The organism is Albimonas pacifica (assembly GCF_900113695.1).
GTDB classification, from domain to species: Bacteria; Pseudomonadota; Alphaproteobacteria; order Rhodobacterales; family Rhodobacteraceae; genus Albimonas; species Albimonas pacifica.
Map to the genome: position 1 here is coordinate 208,667 of NZ_FOQH01000004.1, position 20,703 is coordinate 229,369.

Genomic DNA, 20,703 nt, shown 5'->3' on the forward strand with positions numbered 1-20,703 from the left:
TCGCTCCTCGGGAGGGGTCAGTAGTGGATGGGGAGGGGCCAGTCGGCGGGACCGACCTCCCCCGGATGCAGCGCCCCGTAGCGGCCGCCGGCGAAGAGCAGCGGCTTGCGGTCGGGGTCGTGGGCGTGGCGGACGACCTCGGCGAGGAACAGCCGGTGGTCGCCGCCGGGGTGAATGGCGTGGGGGCGGCATTCGAACACCGCCGCGGCGCCGGACAGCAGAGGAGCGCCGGTCACGCCGGTCTCGGAGGGCAGGCCCTTCCACTTGTCGCCGCCGGGGCGGGCGAAGCGGTTGGAGAGGTCCTGCTGGCTCTCGGCCAGCACGTGGATCGCGTAGCCGGTGGCGCGCTCCCACAGCGGCAGGCTCAGGGCGCGGTCGTCGATCGAGAACAGCACCAGCGGCGGGGTCAGCGACAGCGAGTTGAACGAGCTCATGGTCATGCCCAGCGCCTCGCCGTCGACGCGCGCGGTGACCACGCAGACGCCGGTGGCGAAGCGGCCGAGCGCGCTGCGGAAGGCGCGCGGATCGACGGCGGCGGCGGCTTCGGTCATCGTCACTTGCTCCTCTGCCCGGAGCCCGTGCCTGCGCCCGCGCCCTCTGCGATCAGGTAGTCGGAGAGGCGCACCGCCTGCTCCGCGCTCTCGCGCAGCTCGGCGGCCAGCGCCTGGAGGACCCCGAAGCTCTGCTCCGTCAGCGGCTCGAAGAGCTGGTCGTTGATCTCGCGCTGCACGGGGGCGAGGCGGCGCAGCAGCTCGGCCCCGTGCTCGGTGACGGTCAGGATCACGCGGCGGCGGTCCTCGGCGGAGGGGCGCTTGTCGACCACGCCGGCCTGCACCAGGCGCCCGGTCTCCTGGGTGACGAAGGCGGGCGAGAGCGCGAGGTGGTCGGCCACCTGGCGCACGCCCACGCCCTCGCCGTCCTGCAGGTGCCGGATGGTGATCAGGATCGTGTACTGCGGCGGGGTCAGGCCGATGAAGGCCGCGAACCGGGCGCGCACCTGCTCCAGCCGCGCCGAGAAGGCCAGCAGGTCGTGCAGCATCCGCCGGAACGCCGCGTCGTCGCCGGCCGCGCCCAGTAGGGCGGGGCGGCTCGCCGTCAGCATCTCTTCGTTTCGCGTCATGGATGGATCGCCCTGTGATATTTCACAAAGGATGCTGAGGCGAGATAGTTAAGTTGTCAAGCTATTTCCGGCGACGCGCCCGTCCGTCCGGGGCCGCGCGGCGACGCCGTTTCGCCGGGCCGGCGCCCGGGTTCGGCCGATCCCGGCCACGGTTCCGACGATTTGCCGTGTCAGACAGGGGTTTGAAGGCCTCCGGCCCCGGGGCGACCCGGGCCGCCTGCGCCGCGCCCCCCCGGTCCTTCGGGCGGACGCCGGGCGCCCCGGCCCGCGTCCCGACCGGGCGCGGCGCCGGTCGGGCGGCAGGAACGGGGCCTGCGGGGGAGGGCCGCGCCGCTCCGTCGCCTGTCGTCGCGTCCGCCCGTCGGATTGATGGCGACGGCGGCTGGTTCGGCGGCGGCCGAAGTCACATGTAACGACCCACGGCGCCCGGGCCTCGCGGCCGGCCGTGGAAGACCGCCCGGCGCGACGGGCGAGGGAACGACGAAGCGACGCGAATGGACATCATCCTCATCACCGCCATCATCGCCGCGCTGTTCGTCGTGATCGGCGCGGCCGAGCCGCTGGCCGACCGCCTGCGCCTGCCGTTCAGCGTGATCCTGGCGGCGATCGGCATCCTGATCGGCGGCGGCGCGATCTTCTTCCTGCGCACCCCCCTGACCGACGCGCTGAACCCGGTGGCGGAGGCGATTCTCGGCCTGCCGATCCGCTCCAACGTCTTCCTTTACGTGCTGCTGCCCACGCTGCTGTTCCAGGCGACGCTGGGCATGAACCTGCGCCGGATGCTGGACGACTGGGCGCCGATCCTGGTGCTGGCGGTGGTGGCGGTGGTGGCGGCCAACCTGACCGTGGGCTACGCGCTGTTCGCGGCCGGGGCGGGACCGCTCGCGGCCTGCCTGCTGATCGGGGCGATCGTCTCGACCACCGACCCCTCGGCGGTGGTGGGGATCTTCCGCTCGATCTCCGCGCCTCGCCGCCTCGCGCGGATCATCGAGGGCGAGAGCCTGCTCAACGACGCCGCGGCCATCGCGCTGTTCGGCCTGTTCATGAGCCTGGTGATGATGGGCGTGCCGGACCCCTCGCTGGGGGACGCGCTGGGCGAGTTCCCGATGCTGATCCTGGGGGGCGCTGCGGCGGGCTGGCTGGCGGCCCGGATCGCGGTCGCGGTGATGGGCGCCTTCGGGCGGCACGAGCTGGCGCAGATGTCGGTCTGCGTGGCGCTGCCCTACCTCGCCTACATCGGGGCCGAGCAGCTCGCCGGCGCCTCGGGCGTGATCGCGGTGGTGGTGGCGGGGCTGACCCTGAACCTTGCGGCGCCGGGCCGCCTCTCGCCCGCCGCCTGGGCCAACCAGCGCGAGGTCTGGGACCTGCTGGCGCACTGGGCGGGGGCGCTGATCTTCATCCTCGCCGCCCTGCTGGTGCCCCGCACGCTGGAGGAGCTGCGCTGGTCCGACGCGGCCCTTCTGGGCGTGGTGATCGCGGCGGCGATCGCGGCGCGGGCGGCGATCCTCTATGCGCTGCTGCCCCTGCTCTCGGCCCTGCGCCTGTCGCCGCCGGTCGAGCGGCCCTACCGCACCGCGATCCTGTGGGGCGGCCTGCGCGGGGCCGTCACCCTGGCGCTGGCGCTGGCGGTGACCGAAAGCGCCTATGTGCCGCCGGAGGTGAAGCGGCTGGTCTCGGTGCTCGCCACCGGCTTCGCGCTGTTCACGCTGGTGGTTCAGGGCTCGACCCTGCGCTGGGTGATCTCGCGCCTCGGGCTCGACCGGCTGTCGCCGCTCGACCAGGCGCTGGCCCGCCAGGTGGTCGCCGTGTCGCTGCAGGAGGTGCGCGAGACGGTGGCCGAGACCACCGACACCTACGACTTCAACCGCGAGATCGTGCGCGCCGAGGCCAAGCGCTTCGGCGACCGGCTGGACGGGGCGGTGACCGCCGCGGACGAGGCCGACGCGATCTCGGACCGCGACCGCATCACCCTGGGGCTGGTGGCCCTGGCCGGGGCCGAGCGGGACGCGATCCTGGTGCGGATGCGCGACCGGATGATCTCGGCCCGGCTGGCGGAGCGGGCGCTGTCGAACGCCGACCAGCTGATCGAGGCGGCGCGCACCGGCGGGCGCAACGGCTACCGGCAGGCGGCGCGGCGCTCGATCGCCTACGGGCGCACCTACCGGGCGGCGATGTTCCTGCACAACACCCTGCATCTGTCGCGCCCCATGGCCCGGATGACCGCCGAGCGGATGGAGATGCTGCTGACCCAGCGCATGATCCTGCGCGACCTCGAGGGCTTCACCCGCGGCCGCATCCGCCGCATCCACGGCCGCCGCGTCGCCGACCTGCTGCAGGAGCTGCTGTCGCGCCGGGCGGAGGAGGTGGCGACCGCGCTCGAGGGCCTGCGCCTGCAGCATCCCGGCTACGGCGAGGAGGTGGAGCGCCGCCTGATCCGCCGCACCGCCCTGCGGCTGGAGGAGCGGGAATACCAGGCGATGCACGAGGACGGGCTGATCGGGGCCGAGCTGCACGCCAGCCTGATGCAGGACATCGCCGGCCGCCGGGCGGCGGCCGAGCGGCCGCCGCGCCTGGACCTCGCCATGCGCCGCGCCGACCTGGTGCGGCAGTTCCCGCTGTTCGAGGACCTCGACGAGGCCGACCGCCGCCGCCTGACCCGGGTGCTGCGCGCCCGCTACGCGCGCGAGGGCGAGACGGTGGCCCGCCGCTCGTCCGGGGCGCGGGCGGTCTATTTCATCGCCTCGGGCGCGGTGCAGCTGACGCTCGCGGGGCAGAGCTGGCGGCTGGGTCGGGGCGAGATGTTCGGCCAGCTCGCGATCCTGCTGCGCCGCGCGCCGCGGGCCGAGGTGCGCACCATCGCCCCCACCATCTTCCTGGTGCTGGACGAGGCGCGCTTCCTGCGCCTGCTGCGCCGCTCGGCCACCCTGCGCGCGGCGGTCGAGGAAAGCGCGGCCAAGCGCGGCGTGGCGGTCGAGGCGCTGGAGGCCGGCCCGGGCGCCCCACGCGCCCTGCCTGGCCCCGGCAAGTCCGACCCCGCGCCCGGCGCGCCCGCGCCGCAGGCCGGCCCCGTCGACGCCCCCCCGCAGGAGGCCACGCCGCACGCGCCCGCGTCTCGCAACACCGCGCCGGAGCAGGCGACGGCCGGGCAGGACGCGCCGGGCGAGGCGACGGCCGGGCGGGATGCGCCCGAGGAGGCGACGGCCGGGCGGGACGCGCCCGAGGAGGCGACGGCCGGGCGGGACGCGCCCGAGGAGGCGACGGCCGGGCGGGATGCGCCCGAGGCGGCCCCGCGTCCCTGAGCGGGCGCGGGGCAGCCGGGCTCAGTCGCCCTCGGCGCGCAGGGTGAAGCCGCGGCCGCGCAGGTCGTCGACGATCTCGCGGACGTGGAAGCGGTCGCGGGCCTCGAGCACCACGTCGAGCTCGGCCTGCTTCAGCGCCACCGCCTGGAACATGCGCTGGTGGATCACCTCGATCACGTTGGCGCCCGCGTCGCCGATCACGCGGGAGATCTCGGCGAGCTGCCCGGGGCGGTCGTCGATCTCGAAGGTCAGGCGGGCGATGCGCCCGTCGCGCACCAGCCCGCGCAGGATCAGCGACGACAGGATCCGCGAGTCGATGTTGCCCCCGCAGATCACCAGCCCGACCTTGCGGCCCTGCAGCTCCTCGCGCAGCTTGGTGACCACCGCCATGCCGGCGCCCGCCGCGCCCTCGGCCACCAGCTTCTCGTTCGAGAGCAGGTCGAAGACCGCGGTCTCGATCTCCTCCTCGGTGGCGGATTCGATGCGGTCCACGTGGCTGCGGATCAGCGCGAGGTTCGCCTCCGCCGGGGCCTTCACCGCGATGCCCTCGGCCAGCGAGGCGGCGCCGAAATGCGGCTCGAACCCCTCCAGCCGAGCCTTGGCGGCGTCGAACAGCCGGGCCTGGGCGCCGATCACCTCGATCTCGGGCTTGATCGCCTTGGCGGCCACCGCCATGCCCGCGATCAGCCCGCCGCCCCCGATCGGCACCACGATCACGTCGAGGTCGGGCGCCTGCTCGAGCATCTCGCAGGCGACCGTCCCCTGCCCCGCGGCCACCACCGGGTCGTCGAACGGGTGGATCAGCACCATGCCCTCGCGCTCGACCAGGGCGTGGGTGAAGGCCATCGCCTCCTCGAAGGTCTCGCCCTGCAGCTCGACGCGGGCGCCGAAGTCCTGGGTGCGCTTGATCTTGTTGAAGGGGGTGCCGTGCGGCATCACGATGACCGAGCGCATTCCCAGCCGGGTGGCGTGGTAGGCCACCCCCTGCGCGTGGTTGCCGGCCGAGCAGGCGACGACGCCGCGCGCGCGTTCCTCCTCGTCCAGGCTCAGCAGCTTCGCCAGCGCCCCGCGGGCCTTGAAGGCGTTGGTGTGCTGGAGGTTCTCGAGCTTGAGATACAGGTCGAAGCCGAGCTGCATCGACAGCCGGGTGGCGTGCACGGTCGGCGTGGTCACGGTGGCGTCGGCGATGGCGCGGCGCGCCCGGACGACGTCGGAATAGGTCAGCGGCATGGAGCCTCCGCGGGGCTGGACGGCGCGACGCCCCGGGGGGCGGCGCCTTGGCGAGGGGCGAGCGATACGCCCCCCCGGCCGCCGCCGGCAGGCGTCACGTCGTTGCAGGGGTCCGGGGGCAGGGGTCGGGGGCCGGCGGCCGGCCTCAGGGCAGCACCTCGAAGTCGCTGCGCCGGTGGCCCTCGACCATCCGGCGCAGGGGCTCGGGGCTCAGCACCTCGACCGAGTCGCCCCACTGGTAGAGATGCCAGGCCATCTCGGTCCAGCCCGCGGCGGTGAAGCGCACGGTGAGCGAGCCGTCGGGGTTCTCCTCGACCCGCTGCTCGGGGTGGAAGACGAACTCGCGCGCATGGGCGGCGGCGCGGGGGGCGAAGCGCCAGGCGACCTCGCCGTATTCGCGCTCGGACTGGAACAGGCCGAAGGCGCGGGCGGCGTGGGCGTCGATGTCGAAGCCGGGGACCAGGGCGAAGCTCTCCTCCAGCGCCTCCGCCTCGTGGATGCGGTCGAGGCGGAAGTGGCGCAGCTCCGGCCCCCGGTCGGGCTGGCGGGCGACGAGGTAGCGCCGCGGGCCGACCAGCAGGCCGTGCGGCTCCACGATCCGCGGCGCAGGCGGCGCGCCGCCCGGCGTGACGTAGAGGATGCGCAGGCGGAACGGGCCCTTGAGGGCATGGGTCACGGTCTCGGCCACGCCCGCGTCGATGCGGGTGCGCGGGCCGGGGCGGGCGACGAAGCCTTGGGCGTCGAGCAGCGCCTCGGCGTCGGTCTCGGCGCGGCGGGCCTCCCGCGCGGGGGCCTGGGCGATCAGACGGTCGCGCAGACGGCGCAGGGCGGCGGCGTCGGCGGCGGTGTCCCCCCGCTCGGCCGCGCGGATCGAGATGTCGAGCGCGGCCAGCGTCTCGTCCTCCAGCCCCTGGAACCGCGCCGGTCCGGGGTCGCGCAGCTTCCACGCCCGGCGGCGGTCGGGGAGGGTGCGGATCTCGACCTCTCCGAAACTCTCCTCCAGCGCCTTGGTCATGCGCTGGGCGGTGCGGTGGTCGACGGCGAAGGTCTCGGCGATGTCGTTCAGGGTGACTCCGCCGTGGCGCGCCGCCGCCATCTCGGCGAGCTGCAGGAGCTGTCGGGCCTTGGCGAAGGACATCGGGCATCTTCCATGACGGTTCCGGTCATGCTTGATGGCAGGCGCGCGCGCCTCGCACGAGCCCGAATCCCGGGCGCCGGGCGCGCCATGACCGTTTTCGCCACCCTGGGTCGTCAGGGTGACGCTCCCGTTCCCCTGCGCAGAGCTCCGAATCCCCGCCCATGACCGCCTTCCGCTTCATCCACGCCTCGGACCTGCATCTCGGCCGTCGCTTCTCGACCTGGCCGGAGGAGATCCGCGGGCGCCTGCAGGAGGCGCGGCACGCCTCGCTGGCGCGGCTCGCCGCCGCCGCGCGGGCGCATGGGGCGAGCGACGTGCTGGTGGCGGGCGACGTCTTCGACAGCGAGACCCCCTCCGACCCCGTCTGGCGCCAGGCGCTGGCCGCGATGGGCGCCGAGGCCGGGATCCGCTGGCGCCTGCTGCCCGGCAACCACGACAGCCTCGCGGCCGAGGCGCTGTGGGACCGGGTCGGCCGGCGCCTGCCCGACAACGTCCACCTGATCCGCGAGGCCGGCGTGGAGGAGATCGCCCCCGGCGTGCACCTCCTCTCCGCCCCCGCCACGCGCCGCCACCCGGGCCGGGACCTGACCGAGTGGATGGACGCGGCCCCCGACCCCGGCGGGATCCGCATCGGCCTCGCCCACGGCGGCGTCACCGAGTTCGGCGAGGACGATCCCCGCGACGTCATCGCCCCCGACCGGGCGGAGCGGGCGGGCCTGGACTACCTCGCCCTGGGCGACTGGCACGGCCGCATCCGCATCACCGCCCGCACCTGGTATCCCGGCTCGCCCGAGCGCGACGGCTTCCGCCATGCCGGCCGGGGCGAGTGCCTGGCCGTCGCGATCCCCGCCCGCGGCGTCGAGCCGGAGGTGACCCCGGTCCCCGTCGGCGCCTTCGCCTGGCTGGACGTGGAGCTGCCCCTCCTCCCCGACATGGAGACGGTCGAGGAGCTGGAGCGCCTGCTGCCTCCCGCCGAGCGTCGCGAAACCCTGATGCGCGTCCGCGCCACCGGCCGCGCCGGCCTCGCCGAACGCGAGGCCCTGCTCGCCTGCGCCGAGCGCCACGCGCCCGAGTTCGGCTGGTTCGAGCTGGACGACGCGGCCCTGGCGCTGGAGGCCGCCCCCGGGGACCTCGACGAGATCGACCGCGCCGGCGCCCTGCGCGCCGCCGCCGACGCGCTGGACGCCCGGACCCGGGACGAAGACCTCTCCGCCGCCGAGCGCGAGGTCGCCCGCGCCGCCCTCGGCCGTCTCTTCGCCGTGCTGCGGGAGGACGCGGCATGAGGATCCGCGCCATCCGCCTGAGCGACGTGCGCCGCTTCGACCGCCCCGTGGCGGTGGAGGGCATCGGCGACGGGCTCAACCTGCTCTCCGCCCCCAACGAGGCCGGCAAGTCGACCCTCTTCGACGCCCTGCACGCGGCCTTCTTCCTCCCCCACCGCTCTCAGGCGAAGGAGGCGAAGGCCCTGCGTCCGCGCGTCGGCGGCGCCCCGGAGGTGACGGTGGAGATCGAGTGCGCCGAGGGCCGCTACGAGATCGCCAAGCGCTGGTTCTCCCGCCCCATGGCCGAGGTCCGCCGCCTGCCCCCCGGCGGCGGCGCCCCGGAGCTGGAGGCCAAGGCCGACGAGGCCGAGGCCCGCATCGCCCGCCTGGTCGGCGCCGCCGACGGCCGCGGCCCTGCGGGCCTTCTGTGGGTGCGCCAGGGCGAGCAGGGCCTGGGCGGCGACCCGGGCCTGCGGCGCGACCTGCTCTCCTCGGTCACCGGCGAGGTCGAGGCGCTGACCGGCGGCCGGCGCATGGACCGGGCGCGGGCGAAGGCGCAGGCGGAGCTCGACCGCCTCGCCACCTCCACCGGCCGTCCGAAGACCGGCGGCCCGTGGAAAGCCGCGCAGGACGAGATGGAGGCGCTGGAGGCCGAGGTCGCGCGCCTGACCGCCGACGCAGCCCGCCTGCACGACGACCTCGCCCGCCGCCGCGCCGTGCGCCGGGAGCTCGCGGAACTGACCGAGCCCGCCGCCGTCGCCGCCCGCGAGGCCGCCCTGCAGGCCGCGACCGCCGCCCATGCCGACGCCGAGCGCCACGCCGAGCGCCTGCGCGCCGCCGTCTCGGCCGAGACCATGGCCCGGCTGACCCTGGAGGCGACCCGCGACCGCCTCGCCCGCCTCCGCCACGCCGAGGCCGAGCGGCAGGAGGCCGCCGCCGCCGCGCAGACCGCCGCCGACGCTCACGCCGCAGCCGCGGCCGAGCGCGCCGCCGCCGCCGAGGCGCTGCGCGCCGCGCGCGCGGCCGCCGAGACGGCGGCGCAGGCCCGCGCCGAGGCCGACCGCGCCCTCGCCCTCTCCCACGCCGCAGCCCGCGCCGAGGACCAGCGGCGGCGCCGCCAGGCCCTGTCCGACGCCCTCTCCCAGGCCGAGGAGCTGCGCCGCCTGCGCGAGGCGGCGGAGGCCGAGGCGAAGCTGGGCCCCGACGCCAAGGCCCTGCGGCGGCTGGAGGATCTCGCCGCCGACCTGCGCGCCCGCCGCGCCGCGCGCGACCGCGAGGCCGCCGCCCTGGTGATGCGCTACGCGCCCGGCGCCGCCCCGGCGACGCTCGATGGCGCCCCGCTGCCAGAGGGCGCCCGCACCCCGATCCCCGACGGTGGAGCGCTGGAGCTGCCCGGCCTCGGGACCCTGACCATCGAGCCCGGCCGCGGCGCCGATTCCGGCGCCGTCGCCGCCGCCGAAAAGGCCCTGGCCGAGGCGCTGAAATCCCTCTCCCAGGACGGCCTCGACGCCGCCCGCGCCGCCCATGACCGCCGCCACGCGGCCGAGACCCGCCTGCGCGAGGCCGACGCCCGCCTCGCAGCCCTCGCCCCCGACGGCCTGCCGGCCCTGCGCCAGGCCCTCGCCGCCCTGCCCGAACCTGCGGAGACCGAGGCCCTCCCCCTGCCGCAGGCCGAAGCCGCCGCCGAAACCGCCCGCGCGGCCGAGACCGCGGCGCTGGCCGCCCAGGCCGAGGCCGACCGCGACGACCGCGCCGCCGAGCAGGCCGAGACCCGCGCCGCCGCCGCCGCGGACGCCTTGGCCTCGCGCCTCTCCCGCGCCGCCAACACGCTGGAAACCCTGGCCGATCGCGACGCCGTCGCCCTCGAGGCCCGCATCGCCACGGAGACCGCGGCCCTGTCCGAGGCCGAAGCCGCCCGCGCCGCGCTGGCCGAGGCCGCCCCCGACCTGGAGGCCGCCGAGGCCGAGCTCGCCCGCGCCCGCGGCGTCGCCCGCAACGCCGCGCAGACCCGCGAGCGCCTGGAGCAGGAGCAGGTGGCCCTGACCACCGCCATCGAGCTGCGCGCCTCCGACGCGGTGGAGGAGGAGCTGGCCGACGCCCGCGCCCGCCTCGCCCGCACCGAGACCGTCCACGACCGCCTGGCCTTCGAGGTGCAGGTGCTGCAGCGCCTTCTGACGGCCCTCGACGAGGCCCGCTCCGCCGCCCGCGACCGCTGGTTCGCCCCGGTGATGGCCGAGCTGCGCCCGCTGCTCTCCCTCCTCTGGGAGGATGCGGACCTGCGCTTCGACGAGGCCGAGGTGGCGCCCGCCGCCCTCCTGCGCCGGGGCGCCGACGAGCCCTTCGACAGCCTCTCGGGCGGCACGCAGGAACAGATCGCGATCCTGGTGCGGCTGGCCTTCGCGCGGATGCTCGCCACCGGCGGCCAGCCCGCCCCGGTGATCCTGGACGACGCCCTGGTCCACACCGACGACGACCGGATCGAGCGGATGTTCCGCGCCCTCCACCGCCAGGCCCGCGACATGCAGATCCTGGTCTTCAGCTGCCGCCAGCGCGCCTTCCGCGACCTCGGCGCCCGCACCCTCGCTTTCGTCGAGGACGCCTGACGCCCGCCCCGTAGCCCCCGCGACGCAGGCCCACCCGTGAGCGCCTGTTCTCCGGAGCCGTCCGTCGCTGATGCCGTAAGAGCGAGTCGGCCGGAGCGGTCAAGGATCGCGAAGCGACCCGCGCTTGTGCGGGCTCGTCCTTGACCGCTCCGGCCGACTCGCTCAGGCATCAACAGCGACGGACGGCTGCGGAGGACAGGCGCGGGCCTGTTCTTGGGTGAGTTCCAGAAGCGCCCCCGCAGGCGCCAGCCTGCGCGCGCGGAACGCGCGCAAGCCAGGCCCGCCCGCAGGGCGCCTCCGAACCCGGGAACCCGCCCCTCAGGCTTCGGGATGCGCCGAGGTGATCAGCAGCACCTTGCCGTCCCGCGCGTCGCGGGCCGCATGGGCCACCGCCTCGGCCGCCCGCTCCAGCGGATAGCGCGCCGCGACGGGCGCGCCGATCTCGCCGGTCTTCAGCCGCTCGACGAGATAGGCGTAGGTTTCGGCCACCTTCTCCTTCGGCTGCTCGCGGAACCACTTGGTCAGCCAGAAGCCCTTCAGCGTGATGTCCCGGAACACGAGATGCGAGGGGTCCATCCGGCAGGGCTCGCCCGACAGCAGCCCGTAGTTGGCGATCACCGCGCCCTCGTCGCACAGTTTCGCCAGCGCCTCGGTCCCCCAGCCGCCGACCGCGTCGAAGGCGAGCTTCGCGCGGCCCGGCGCGGCGGGGGGAAGCCCCTCGCCGTCATGGACCAGCACCGCGTCGGCGCCGAGCGCATAGAGCCGCTCCTCGGGCCCCGGGCGGCGGACGACGTTGATCGTCTTCAGGCCCAGCGCCCTGGCCAGCCGGATCACGTTCACGCCCACCGCCGAGTTGGCCGCGTTCTGCGCCACCCAGTCGCCGGGCTGCAGCCCCACGATGTCCTTGAGCATCGCCAGCGCGGTCGCCGGGTTCGCCTTCAGCATCGCCGCCTGGTCGAGGTCCGCATCCGGCGGGATCGGCACCACGGCGGCCCGCGGCAGGGTCATCCGCTCGACCCAGGCCGGGCCGGGGAGGGGGATGGCGAGGTCGCCGACGGCGAGGTCCGTGACGCCCTCGCCGATCTCCAGCACGCGGGCCACGCCCTCGGCGCCGGGGATGAAGGGGGGCTCGGGCTTCACGCCGTAGCGGCCTTCCAGCAGCAGCAGGTCGGCGGGGTTCACCGACATCGCCAGCATCTGCAGCTTCACCTCGCCCCGGCCGGGGGCAGGGGGCTCGGGCCGGTCGGCGGGGCCGACGGCGGCGAGGCCGTCTCCGGTGGCTTCCACGACGCGCATGGTCTCTCTCCTCCTGTTCGTTGCCGCGCAGGGAAGAGGGGATCGCGCCGCGGGTCAATCCCGCGGCGCGAGGGTCCGCAGCGTCACGCGGACGGCAGCGCCACCCGGTAGACCCGCGAGGCCGTGCCGTGGAACAGCGCCGCCTTCTCCGCCGCCGAGGCGCCCGAGGCGACGCGCTTCAGGGCGTTCCACAGGGTCGCATAGGTGCAGGCGCCGCGGTCGACGGGGAAATTGCTCTCCATCATGCAGCGCTCGGCCCCGAAGGCCTCGATCACAGGCTCGATCCAGGGGGCCCAGGCCCTGGCCAGCACCTCGGAGGAGGCCGCCGGCTCGGACAGGAAGCCCTCCAGGTTGCAGAAGGACATCGCGAGGCCGCCGAGCTTCACGGTCACGTTGGGGCACTCCGCCAGCGCCTTGATCGAGGCGAGCCAGTGGGGGCGGCGTTCGTCCAGCGTGCCGGCCCAGCGGCCGATGTTCACCGGAGTGCCGACGTGGTCGAGGATGATCGAGGTCTCGGGGAAGGCCCGCGCCAGGTCGATCACGTCGCCCAGCTGCGGCTCGAACACCCAGGCGTCGAAGCTGAGCCCGAGGCGCTGCAGATGCGCGAAGCCCTTGCGGAAGGTGGGGTCGAGGTAGAGCCCCGCCGGCGCCCGGCCGTGCATGGGGCCCGAGACCGCGCGGTCCTCGTCGTTGGCGCCGACGTTGCGGATGCCGCGGAAGCGGTCGGGGGCGCGGTGCATGTGCGCCTCGAGCACCGCGCCCGCGAGGTCGCCCAGCATCAGGTCGACGCGGCTGACGATGCCCGCGCACATGCGCTTCGGCCCGAACTGGCCGCTGGCCGCCAGCGCGCCTATGCCGTTGGCGAACTCGGTCTCGCCCAGGGTGTCGAAGCCCTCGGGCGCGTCCGCGCGGTAGAAGGCGCGGCAGTCCACGAACACCGTCGCCCGCACGTCGTGGCCCGAGTTCATGTCGGCGAGCATCTCGTCGAACATGTAGTCGGGGACCATCTCCAGCACCTTGTTGAACCCGTGCACGGGCGGCTGCTCGTGCGAGGCGCGGCCGCGCCACAGGTGGTGATGGGGGTCGATGATCGGCAGGTCGGGCTCGAGGATCTCCTCGCGCGGGGCGTCGGTCATGGGCATCTCCTGGCTCCTCCCGGCCGCGGTGGATAAGGCGGCCTTGGTTTTTGCGGACATGGAAGGCAGGGTGAAGGGCGCAGGGCAAGGAGTTTCTCTGCCGGCCGGTCGGAAGCTCCGGGAATTGCTGCGCTGCAAGAGACGCGCGCTTGACAATGCCCCGGCCCTGCAGAAGTCTGAAAACAAGTCGGCCGCATCGAAATTCGATATGGTCGGGACCTGCCGGAGCCTCCGCCTCCGGCCGCGCCCGGCCCCGGAGCGTCGGTCGGCGACCGCCCCCGTCTCGCCGCCCCGTTCCCGGGCCCAGAGGTTCCGCAGGGGGCTTCCGCCTGACCGGGGCGCCGCCGCGCGCCCGAGCTCCGAGCCCGAGGACGCGTATGAGCCAGCCGCACCGCTTTCCCACGATCGACGATCGCCTGTTCCTGCAGTCGGTCAGCCGTGCGCTGGACGTGATCGAGGCCTATGCCGCCTCGCCGCGCCCGATGTCGCTGGGCGAGATCGCGGAGGCCGCAGGCATCAACAAGTCCGCCGCCCAGCGCATCGGCCAGACCCTGCTCAGCCGCGGCTACCTCGAGCAGACCGAGACCGGGCGGCTGAAGCTGGGCCGGCTGTTCCTGGACCGCAGCTTCGACTACCTGCGCTCGAACGAGCTGATCGAGCGGGCGACGCCGGTGCTGACCGACCTTCGCAAGGCCGCCGAGGAGCGGGTGGACCTGTCGCTGTTCGATCCGGTGAACGACAGCCTGTCCATCGTCTACGCGACCCGGATGCAGTCGAAGCGCGAGACCTTCTACGCCACGCTGGCCGGGCGGCGGCAGCCGACCTATGCGACCTCGGGCGGGCGGGCGTGCCTGGCGCTGCTGCCGGACGAGGAGGTGGACGACATCCTCGCGCGGTCCGTGATCACCCGGCTGACGCCCAAGACCGAGACCGACCTCGAGACGATCCGCGCCGCGGTGATGCAGGCGCGCGCCGACGGCTACTGCCTGGGCGTCGAGCAGGCGCTGCTGGGCGAGATCGCCCTTGCGGCCGCGATCCGCGACCGCAACGGCCGGCCGATCGGCGCGGTGCATATCGCGGGCTCGCTCTCGGAGTGGACCGAGCCCGACTTCCGCCGCCGCTTCGCCCCCATGGCCATGGAGGCAGCCGGCGCGCTCAGCGGCGGCTGACCCCTCCGGGAGGGCCGCCCGCCCCGGGGGCGCCCCGGACCTGATCCGGGGCCCCCGGCGCCCGGCCGGCGGCAGGCGCGGCGCTACTCGGCCGCCGCAGCGTCCGCGGGGCGCTCGGCGGCGGTCAGGCGGCATTCGAAGCGGGCGCCGGTCTCGGGCCGGGCCAGCGTCAGGTCGCCCCCGAACCGGCGCAGGATCTCGCGGCTGATGGCGAGGCCCAGGCCCGCCCCGCCCGGATCCGTGCGGTCCCAGCCGCGGGAGAACTTCTGGAAGATCCGCTCGCGGTCGGCCTCGACCACGCCGGGGCCGTCGTCCTGGATGGCGATCACCACCTGGTCGCCCGCGCGCGCGGCCTCGACCCAGACGCGGGGGCGCTCGCGGTTCGAGTATTTCACCGCGTTCGACAGCAGGTTGATGAAGACCTGCGCCAGGCGGTCGGGCTCGCCCTGCACCCACAGCTCGGGCTCGTCGATGCGCAGGTCGATCTCGGCGCGGGCCTCGCGCGCCACGCCGCGCACGGTGTCCACCGCCCGGCGCAGGGCGTCGGCCGCGTCGGTCGGCGCGACGGGGAGCTGCACCTGCCCCCGCTCCAGCACGCTCAGGTCCAGGATCTGGTCCAGCAGGCGGGTCAGGCGCAGGCTCTCGTCATGGATGATGCGCAGGAAGCGCTGCGCCTCCGGCCGGTCCATGGCGTCGGCCTCGAGCAGGATCTCCGAGAAGCTGCGCACCGAGGTCATCGGCGTGCGCAGCTCGTGGCTGACCTGGCTGAGGAAGTCGTCCTTCTGGGCGTCGAGCTCCCGCAGGCGGGCGTTGGCCTCGCGAAGCTGGGCGAGCGCGCGCTCCAGCTCGCCAGACTTGCGCTCGACCTCCTGGGAATACTCCATGATCCGCACCGTCTCGTCGGCGATGCGCATCAGCTCCGAGAGCGAGATGGTCTCGTTCCCCGCGGCCTTGGTGACCATGGCGTGCGCGGTGGCGGCGCCGACCGAGCCCGCCAGCTCCCGCTCCAGCCGCTGCACGAAATGGTCGGTGGCGGCCGGCAGCCCCTCGTCCCGGCCCTGTTCGGCGGCGGCATCGACGAAGAGGCGCCGCGCGGGCTCGGCGCCCAGGATCCGCTGGGCGAGGACGAAGAGGTCCTCCGAGGCGGCGGAGCGGCGCAGGACGCCGGCGGTGTCCTCGTCCCCGGTGCGGAACACGTCGACGAAGATCGCCGACTGCAGCCACTCCAGCGGGCTCGGTTCGCGCAGCAGCGAGACGACGGTCAGCAGGGCGACGTTGGCCGACAGGCTCCAGAAGGTGGCGTGGACCAGCGGGTCCAACCCCTCCAGCCCCAGCAGCGCCTGCGGGCGGAGGAGGGCGATCCCCCAGGGGCCGGCCTCCATCACCTCCGGCGGCAGGCCGGTGGCGGGCAGCAGCAGGGTCCAGGCCCAGGCCGCGGCGCCGCCCGCCAGCCCCGCCAGCGCCCCCAGCCGCGTCGCCTGGCGGGTGTAGAGCCCCGCGAGCAGCGGCGGCAGGAACTGCGCCGCGCCGAGGAAGGCGATCAGGCCGATGGAGGCGAGCGCCGCGTTCCCCTCCGACAGCTGGTGCCACAGGAAGCCCAGCGTCAGCACGCCCACGATCGAGCCGCGCCGCCCCAGCAGCACGATGCGCCGCACGTCGCCCGAGAACGCCTCCGACTCCGCCCGCGCCCGCAGCGCCAGCGGCGTCACGATGTGGTTCGAGACCATGGTCGAGAGCGCGATGGACGACACGATCACCATCGAGGTGGCCGAGGAGAAGCCGCCGAGAAAGACGAAGATCGCCAGCGCCGTCTTGCCCTCGGCCAGCGGCAGGGAGAGCACGAAGAGGTCGGGGTTCGCCCCCTCGGGCAGCAGGCGCAGGCCGGCGGCGGCGATGGGCAGGACCGACAGGCACATCACCAGCAGGTAGAGCGGGAACAGCCACGAGGCGGTGGCGAGGCTGCGCTCGTCGTCGTTCTCGACCACCGTCACCTGGAACTGGCGGGGCAGGCAGAGGATCGCCGCGCCCGAGAGCATGGTGATCACCGCCCAGCGCGCGTCGAAGGTGGTCTCGACCTGCAGCAGCTCCGGCGTCATGTCGGCCATGGTCGCGCCGACCCCGCCGTAGAGGCCGAAGACCACGAAGGCCCCGACCGCGGTCAGGGCCGCGAGCTTGACCAGCGCCTCGACCGCGATGGCCGCGACGACGCCGAAGTGGCGCTCGTTCACGTCCGCGGAGCGGGTGCCGAAGAGGACGGTGAAGACGGCCATGCCGGCGGCCACCCAGAAGGCCGCGACGCCCCCCTCCTCGGCCCCGGGGACCGAGAACAGGGCGAAGCTCTCGGTCACGGCCTTGAGCTGGAGGGCGATGTAGGGCGTGCAGGCGACGACGGCGAGCAGGGTGACGAGCACGGCGATCGAGGGGCTCTTGCCGTAGCGCGAGGACAAGAGGTCCGCGATGGAGGTGATGCGCTGCGAGCGGCCGATGCGCACCATCTTGCGCAGCACCCACCACCAGCCGGCGAAGACCAGCGCGGGGCCGGTGTAGATCGCCACGAACTCCAGCCCCCCGCGGGCGGCGGAGCCGACGGCGCCGTAGAAGGTCCAGGAGGTGCAGTAGACCGAGATCGACAGCGTGTAGACCACCGGCGAGGCCAGCCAGTCCGCCCCCGGCCGCCGCATCCGCCGGTCGGCCCAGAAGGCCACGGCGAACAGCGCGACGACGTAGAGCAGGCAGACGCCCAGCAGCAGGTCGGTGGAGACGCCGCTCACCGCCCCGGCCTCACGGCTCGGGGTCGTGGCGCACCAGCCGGCGGGCCAGCAGCCGGGTGGCGAGGATCATCCCCGACCACAGCAGCATCAGGAACACCAGCGCCGCGGGCGCGCCGAACAACCGGCCGTCGTGGGCGAAGATCCACACGAAGGGCGGCATCAGCGCAAGGAAGGCGGCGATGGGCACGATGGCGGCCAGCGCCTCGGCCCGGCGCCGGCGCAGGAAGCGCGGGCGCGCGGAGAGGGCGCCGGGATCGGCCGGGTCGGCGGCCGGGCCCGGGGAAGACGCCGGGTTCGGAGCGGGGTTCGGCGCCGGGTTCGGGGCCGCAGCGGCGACGCCGGCCGCGGCCGCGCCTGGGGCCGGGGCGGCCGCCGGCTCGGGCGGCGCGGGGCGTCCGGGCGCGGGGCTCACGCCCGCCTCGCCGCGCGGGGGCGCTCAGCCGGCGATGAGGCGGTGCACATGATCCACCACGTCGCGGTTGGAGAAGGGCTTGGTGATGAAGGCGTCGGCGCCGATGTCCTCGGCGGTGCGCCGGTCCTGGGCCTGGCCCTTGGCGGTCAGCATGATCACCGGCAGGCCGGTGGTGGCGGGGTCGGCGCGCAGCCGGCGCAGGACCTCGAACCCGTTCAGCAGCGGCAGCATCACGTCGAGGATCACCAGGTCCGGCCGATCGGCGGCCAGGCTGCGGCAGGCGCTCTCCCCATCGCCGGCGTCGTCGACCGTGTAGCCTTCGCGAGACAGGATGAAGCGCAGGGACTCGACGATATGCGGCTCGTCTTCCGCGATCAGCACCCGCTTCGCGTTCATCCCTCGTCCTCCCCTGGCGGCCCTCGCACGGGGCCTCGACGCGGGCTTCGCGGCGGCCCGCCGTTGGGTTCAGATTAGGGCCAGATGCCAGGTGGGGAAAGCCCGGGAGTGGACTCGCACGTCAGGAGAGTCCGCGGCGGCCCGGGCGTCCCTCGGTCAGCTCCCCGTCAGAGCCTCGGCCCGCCCCTCCGACCGGGGCCCCCGGGCCGCCCGGCGCGACGCCCGCCCCGCGCCGCGGGCGCAGGAGCGGCCCCGGGCGCGCGGCCCGACGCGGCGCCCGCGCGGGGGGTCGGGAACGCAGGCTCAGGGGCGGATCAGAACTCCACTTCCAGCTCGACGATCTCGTCGGGCTCGGCCATGGCGCCCTCGGTCCATTCCTTCATCAGGTCCCACTCGAAGACCGTGTCGCAATAGGCCTGCAGCTTGGGCTCCAGCGGCACGGCGTAGGTGCGGAAGCGGGTGCAGACCGGGGCCCACATGGCGTCGGCCATGGTCGGGCGGCCGAACAGGAACGGGCCGCCGTAGGCGTCCAGGCACTCGGTCCAGATCTCCTTCACCCGCTCCACGTCGGGCCGCGCGCCGGAGAAGATCTTGAAGCTCTTGTGCTGCGCCTTGAGGTTCATCGGCAGGGCCGAGCGCAGGTTGTAGAAGCCCGAGTGGATCTCGCCCGAGACCGCGCGGCAGTGCGCGCGCTTGGCCTTGCCCTCGGGCAGCAGCTTCGCCTCGGGGTACTCCTCGTTAAGGTAGTTGGCGATGGCGAGCGTGTCCCAGACCGTCACCTCGCCGTCCACGAGGCGTGGCACCAGGACCGAGGGGCTGAGCAGCAGCAGCTCCTGGCGCTGGTCGGGGTCGTCCATGTCTACCGGGACCTCGTCGAAGTCGAGCCCCGCCATCTTGCACAGCAGCCAGCCGCGCAGCGACCAGGCGCCGTAGTTCTTCGAGGAGATGGTCAGCGTCGCCTTCGCCATTGCGGAAGTCCTCCTGATCGCCGTCCGGCGCAGCCCCCGCGCCGGCCCGCGCCGTTCTTGCGGCGCCGCTCCGCCTGCACCATACTCCCGGGAATGACGCAGTGCAGCACAATTGTCTCGCACGCCGCGGGGGCTTGCGCTAGCGTTTCGTGAAGCCGGGGATGCGGTCTGGAGTCTCGCCCATGCTCTACCAAGCCTACCAGTTCAGCGACGACGCGCTGGCGCCCCTGCGCCTGGCCGCGCGCTGGGGCCAGGTCTGGAGCGGGTTCGCGGGCGGAGCGGCGGGGGACGAGCTCTCCCGGCGTCTCGGCGCCTCGCTGGAGATGCTCTCGCGCTTCCAGCTCACCCACGCCCGCCCCGCCTGGGGGATCTCCGAGGTGCAGGTCGGCAACCGCGTGGTCCCGGTGACGGAGGAGATCACGCTCTCGCTGCCCTTCGGCGACCTGCTGCGCTTCGCCAAGGACGTGGACGCAGCCCAGCCCAAGGTGCTGATCGTGGCGCCGCTGTCGGGCCATTTCGCCACCCTGCTGGCGGGCACCGTGCAGACCATGCTGCAGGACCACGACGTCTACGTCACCGACTGGGCCAACGCCCGCGACGTGCCGATGCGGGAAGGGAAATTCGGGGTCGAGGACTACATCGACTACCTGATCCGCTTCCTCGAAGAGATGGGCCCCGGCGCCCACGTGCTGGCCGTCTGCCAGCCCTGCGTGCAGACGCTGGCCGCCGTCGCGATCATGTCGGAGCGCAGGAACAACTGCACGCCCCGCACCATGACCCTGATGGCCGGCCCCATCGACGTGCGCGAGAGCCCGACCTCGGTCAACGACCTCGCCAACGAGAAGACGCTGAGCTGGTTCAAGGAGCGGATGATCCAGACCGTCCCCTGGCGCCACAAGGGCGGCGGCCGGCGGGTCTACCCCGGCTTCGTGCAGCTGATCAGCTTCATGATGATGAACATGGAGCGCCACAAGACCACCCACAAGAAGCTCTACGACCATCTCGAGGCCGGCGAGCTCGCCGAGGCCGAGAAGATCAAGACCTTCTACGACGAGTATTTCGCGGTCCTCGACCTGACGGAAGAATTCTACATCGAGACCATCGACCGGATCTTCCAGAAGGCCCAGCTCGCCACCGGCGAGTTCACCTGGCGCGGCAAGCCGGTCGACCCCTCGAAGATCACCCGCACCGCGCTGCTGACGGTGGAGGGCGGGCGCGACGACATCTGCGCGCTGGGCCAGACCTCGGCCGCGCACGACCTGTGCTCGTCTCTGCGCCCGCATCTCAAGCGCCACCACCTGCAGGCCAACGTGGGCCACTACGGCGTGTTCAACGGCCGCCGCTGGGAGAACGAGATCTACCCGGTGGTGCGCAACATGATCCTCGCCATGGAGTGAGGCCCCCGTCTCGCCGCGCGGCCTTTCGCGCCTGCGGGACGGTCTCCGCGCCCCGTTGATCCGCCGGAAGCCCGGACCGGAGACATCCGCTCCACGCCTCGCGCGCCACGGGGCGACGGAAGGGAGACCGCGGCCGCGTGGCGGCCGCCGGCGGATCGCGCGCCCCCGCCGACCGGCGCCACGATCAGGCTGCGCCGCCTCGCCGACCTCGGGACCGGCGAGCCGCTCGACGGCATCGTCTCGTCGATCTCCCGGGGGGAGGCGGCGGTGCGCGAGGTCGAGGCCGCCAGCCGCGAGCCGTCGGCGGGGGTCTAGGAGATCCCCCTCGCGATCGGCCGCATGGACCAGATGACCCGGCAGAACGCCACGCTGGCGGAACGCACCGCCTCGGGCTCGCGCGACCTGCTGGCGGGGGCGCGGGAGCTGGCCGACCTGCGGTCGTTCTTCAGCCGCGTCGGCCGCGCGGATGCGCGCCGGGCGGTCGCGAAGAAGACCGCCGCCTGCCG

15 protein-coding genes are annotated in these 20,703 nt (G+C 74.3%); 5 read left to right on the forward strand and 10 right to left on the reverse strand.

The window, feature by feature from the left end; all coding sequences use genetic code 11:
- Positions 1-17: 17 nt before the first annotated feature.
- Together BM064_RS09360 and BM064_RS09365 are read right to left on the reverse strand one after the other, a co-directional pair.
- Positions 18-551 carry a flavin reductase family protein gene (locus tag BM064_RS09360; protein WP_092859501.1) on the reverse strand — a complete coding sequence of 178 codons (534 nt, stop codon included), beginning with the start codon at positions 549-551 and terminating at the stop codon, positions 18-20.
- Between the two features lie 2 nt (positions 552-553).
- Entirely contained in the window at positions 554-1,120 is a 567-nt protein-coding gene (locus BM064_RS09365; protein ID WP_092859502.1) for a MarR family winged helix-turn-helix transcriptional regulator, read from the reverse strand.
- Positions 1,121-1,614: 494 nt separating this feature from the next.
- Between BM064_RS09365 and BM064_RS09370 the strand changes: the two genes are divergently transcribed.
- Positions 1,615-4,419, forward strand: a complete 2,805-nt coding sequence (locus tag BM064_RS09370) for a cation:proton antiporter (protein WP_092859503.1) — start codon at positions 1,615-1,617, stop codon at positions 4,417-4,419.
- 21 nt (positions 4,420-4,440) lie between these two features.
- Here the strand turns inward: BM064_RS09370 and BM064_RS09375 are convergent, their stop codons facing one another.
- Positions 4,441-5,649, reverse strand: coding sequence for a threonine ammonia-lyase (locus tag BM064_RS09375; RefSeq protein WP_092859504.1), 1,209 nt, complete (start codon positions 5,647-5,649; stop codon positions 4,441-4,443).
- Between the two features lie 145 nt (positions 5,650-5,794).
- Positions 5,795-6,787 carry a helix-turn-helix transcriptional regulator gene (locus BM064_RS09380; RefSeq protein ID WP_092859505.1) on the reverse strand — a complete coding sequence of 331 codons (993 nt, stop codon included), beginning with the start codon at positions 6,785-6,787 and terminating at the stop codon, positions 5,795-5,797.
- A 161-nt stretch (positions 6,788-6,948) separates the two neighbouring features.
- Here BM064_RS09380 and BM064_RS09385 point away from each other — a divergent pair, with 161 nt between their 5' ends.
- Both BM064_RS09385 and BM064_RS26835 read left to right on the forward strand, forming a co-directional pair.
- Positions 6,949-8,070 (forward strand): metallophosphoesterase family protein, encoded by a 1,122-nt coding sequence (locus BM064_RS09385; protein ID WP_092859506.1) that lies wholly within the window; start codon positions 6,949-6,951, stop codon positions 8,068-8,070.
- Complete coding sequence (locus BM064_RS26835; RefSeq protein ID WP_143103294.1) at positions 8,067-10,652, forward strand: AAA family ATPase; 2,586 nt, start codon at positions 8,067-8,069, stop codon at positions 10,650-10,652. The genes BM064_RS09385 and BM064_RS26835 overlap by 4 nt, the downstream gene beginning before the upstream one ends.
- 318 nt (positions 10,653-10,970) lie before the next feature.
- Here BM064_RS26835 and BM064_RS09395 read toward each other — a convergent pair whose 3' ends face one another.
- On the reverse strand, positions 10,971-11,948 hold the full coding sequence (locus BM064_RS09395) for an MDR family NADPH-dependent oxidoreductase (RefSeq protein ID WP_092859507.1): 978 nt from the start codon (positions 11,946-11,948) through the stop codon (positions 10,971-10,973).
- 83 nt (positions 11,949-12,031) lie between these two features.
- Positions 12,032-13,084 carry an amidohydrolase family protein gene (locus BM064_RS09400; RefSeq protein WP_218160991.1) on the reverse strand — a complete coding sequence of 351 codons (1,053 nt, stop codon included), beginning with the start codon at positions 13,082-13,084 and terminating at the stop codon, positions 12,032-12,034.
- 377 nt (positions 13,085-13,461) lie between these two features.
- Here BM064_RS09400 and BM064_RS09405 point away from each other — a divergent pair, with 377 nt between their 5' ends.
- Positions 13,462-14,253 (forward strand): IclR family transcriptional regulator, encoded by a 792-nt coding sequence (locus tag BM064_RS09405; RefSeq protein WP_092859509.1) that lies wholly within the window; start codon positions 13,462-13,464, stop codon positions 14,251-14,253.
- A gap of 83 nt (positions 14,254-14,336) precedes the next feature.
- Here the strand turns inward: BM064_RS09405 and BM064_RS09410 are convergent, their stop codons facing one another.
- From BM064_RS09410 to BM064_RS09425, 4 genes are all read right to left on the reverse strand, one after another.
- Positions 14,337-17,024, reverse strand: a complete 2,688-nt coding sequence (locus tag BM064_RS09410; protein WP_245779107.1) for a sensor histidine kinase — start codon at positions 17,022-17,024, stop codon at positions 14,337-14,339.
- 10 nt (positions 17,025-17,034) lie between these two features.
- The gene (locus BM064_RS09415; RefSeq protein WP_092859510.1) at positions 17,035-17,436 is read right to left on the reverse strand and encodes a hypothetical protein; all 402 of its coding nucleotides are present in this window, start codon (positions 17,434-17,436) and stop codon (positions 17,035-17,037) included.
- 24 nt (positions 17,437-17,460) lie between these two features.
- Complete coding sequence (locus BM064_RS09420) at positions 17,461-17,832, reverse strand: response regulator transcription factor (RefSeq protein ID WP_092859511.1); 372 nt, start codon at positions 17,830-17,832, stop codon at positions 17,461-17,463.
- Positions 17,833-18,146: 314 nt separating this feature from the next.
- Complete coding sequence (locus BM064_RS09425; protein ID WP_092859512.1) at positions 18,147-18,800, reverse strand: glutathione S-transferase; 654 nt, start codon at positions 18,798-18,800, stop codon at positions 18,147-18,149.
- A 182-nt stretch (positions 18,801-18,982) separates the two neighbouring features.
- Between BM064_RS09425 and BM064_RS09430 the strand changes: the two genes are divergently transcribed.
- A complete protein-coding gene (locus BM064_RS09430) occupies positions 18,983-20,197 on the forward strand; it encodes a polyhydroxyalkanoate depolymerase (RefSeq protein WP_092859513.1) in 1,215 nt (404 codons plus the stop codon).
- Positions 20,198-20,703: the final 506 nt, after the last annotated feature.

Excerpts from the sequence above, each read along its gene's own strand:
- BM064_RS09360 (WP_092859501.1), bottom strand. The coding sequence starts at position 551 with ATGACCGAAGCCGCCGCCGCCGTCGATCCGCGCGCCTTCCGCAGCGCG.
- BM064_RS09365 (WP_092859502.1), bottom strand. The coding sequence starts at position 1,120 with ATGACGCGAAACGAAGAGATGCTGACGGCGAGCCGCCCCGCCCTACTG.
- BM064_RS09370 (WP_092859503.1), top strand. The coding sequence starts at position 1,615 with ATGGACATCATCCTCATCACCGCCATCATCGCCGCGCTGTTCGTCGTG.
- BM064_RS09375 (WP_092859504.1), bottom strand. The coding sequence starts at position 5,649 with ATGCCGCTGACCTATTCCGACGTCGTCCGGGCGCGCCGCGCCATCGCC.
- BM064_RS09380 (WP_092859505.1), bottom strand. The coding sequence starts at position 6,787 with ATGTCCTTCGCCAAGGCCCGACAGCTCCTGCAGCTCGCCGAGATGGCG.
- BM064_RS09385 (WP_092859506.1), top strand. The coding sequence starts at position 6,949 with ATGACCGCCTTCCGCTTCATCCACGCCTCGGACCTGCATCTCGGCCGT.
- BM064_RS26835 (WP_143103294.1), top strand. The coding sequence starts at position 8,067 with ATGAGGATCCGCGCCATCCGCCTGAGCGACGTGCGCCGCTTCGACCGC.
- BM064_RS09395 (WP_092859507.1), bottom strand. The coding sequence starts at position 11,948 with ATGCGCGTCGTGGAAGCCACCGGAGACGGCCTCGCCGCCGTCGGCCCC.
- BM064_RS09400 (WP_218160991.1), bottom strand. The coding sequence starts at position 13,084 with ATGACCGACGCCCCGCGCGAGGAGATCCTCGAGCCCGACCTGCCGATC.
- BM064_RS09405 (WP_092859509.1), top strand. The coding sequence starts at position 13,462 with ATGAGCCAGCCGCACCGCTTTCCCACGATCGACGATCGCCTGTTCCTG.
- BM064_RS09420 (WP_092859511.1), bottom strand. The coding sequence starts at position 17,832 with ATGAACGCGAAGCGGGTGCTGATCGCGGAAGACGAGCCGCATATCGTC.
- BM064_RS09425 (WP_092859512.1), bottom strand. The coding sequence starts at position 18,800 with ATGGCGAAGGCGACGCTGACCATCTCCTCGAAGAACTACGGCGCCTGG.
- BM064_RS09430 (WP_092859513.1), top strand. The coding sequence starts at position 18,983 with ATGCTCTACCAAGCCTACCAGTTCAGCGACGACGCGCTGGCGCCCCTG.